This window comes from Saccharomonospora iraqiensis subsp. iraqiensis (assembly GCF_000430445.1).
Taxonomy (GTDB): Bacteria; Actinomycetota; Actinomycetes; order Mycobacteriales; family Pseudonocardiaceae; genus Saccharomonospora; species Saccharomonospora iraqiensis.
Window position 1 is genome coordinate 1 of the sequence record NZ_KE387091.1, and the last position, 1253, is coordinate 1253.

The following is a 1253-nucleotide window of genomic DNA, read 5'->3' on the forward strand; positions in this document are numbered from 1 at the left end:
CCGCCCCGGCCGGTGGCGTGTTCGGCGCGGGCCCGGTGTCGGTGCTGCGTGGCGGGGCCGGCGCGATCGGCTCTTCCGGCTGCGGACGCAGGGCGTAGGCGACCGCGGCCGCGAGGGTTCCCAGCCCGAGCAGCCAGGGCCACACCTTCCTCCGCTTACGACCGCCGTCGTTCGCCACCTTCCTCGCCTCGGCCACGGCCGCGGCGAGTTCCTTCTTCGCCTGTTTGAAGTCGCGCTTGGCCCGGCGCTTGGACTGCCCCGCCGACTTCGCCGCCTTGATGGCGGCCTTCTTCGCCTTCCGCCCCGGCACGCGCAGTTCCTCGCGGTGCTCGGCGAGCCTGCGGGCGTACTCCGCGTTCCGGGCCACGTCCCGGCGTGCCCGTGCGGCCCTGCGGCCGAACTCCTTGCGCGCGACCTCGGTGCTCTCGGTCAGCCGCTGCTCGGCGACCTGGGCGGCCTGCGTGGCCACGTCGGCGCTCGCCCGCCCCATCTCCCGCGCACGGGCCCGGAGCGCGCGGGAACCGTTCCTGCCGGACGCGCTCGTGGTCTCCGCGGTTCGACCCATCGCCTTCACCTCATCAATCCGTCGGTCCTGCTCTTGCGCACCTGGTTCCATCCTGCCCCTTCTCCGCCGACGGCGCTGTGGGATGGCACGATGAAGTGCGTGACTGAGAGCAACGGATCCCCCGGCGGGTCGAGGACGAAGGCGACCCTCCACACCAGCCAAGGCGACATTCATCTGGACCTTTTCCCTGATCACGCGCCCAAGACGGTCGCGAACTTCACCGGATTGGCCGAAGGTACGAAGGAGTACACCCAGCCGAACGCCAAGGGTGAGAAGTCGGGCCCGTTCTACGACGGCAGCATCTTCCACCGGATCATCGCGGGCTTCATGGTGCAGGCCGGCGACCCGACCGGGACGGGGCGCGGGGGCCCGGGGTACAAGTTCGACGACGAGTTCCACCCCGAGCTGCAGTTCAACCGTCCGTACCTGCTGGCGATGGCCAACGCGGGTCCGGGGACGAACGGCTCGCAGTTCTTCATCACGGTCGCGCCGACGCCGCACCTGAACTTCAAGCACACCATCTTCGGCGAGGTCGCCGACCAGGCCTCGCGCGACGTCGTGGACACGATCGCCCAGGCCGCCACGGGCCCGGCCGACAAGCCGCTCGAGGACATCGTGATCGAGCGGGTCACCGTCGAGCACGGCTGACGGACGACCGACGCGCGGCCGACGCCCGCACCCTCCGCGG

At 71.0% G+C, this 1253-nt stretch carries 2 protein-coding genes; one reads left to right on the forward strand and one right to left on the reverse strand.

Annotated elements, in window-relative coordinates; all coding sequences use genetic code 11:
* The coding region (locus tag ACTIR_RS0112845) for a hypothetical protein (RefSeq protein WP_034239835.1) at positions 1–565 on the reverse strand (565 nt) is incomplete at its 3' end.
* Positions 566–655: 90 nt separating this feature from the next.
* Here ACTIR_RS0112845 and ACTIR_RS0112850 point away from each other — a divergent pair.
* Positions 656–1213 (forward strand): peptidylprolyl isomerase, encoded by a 558-nt coding sequence (locus ACTIR_RS0112850; protein ID WP_026454593.1) that lies wholly within the window; start codon positions 656–658, stop codon positions 1211–1213.
* The last annotated feature ends 40 nt before the right edge of the window (positions 1214–1253 follow it).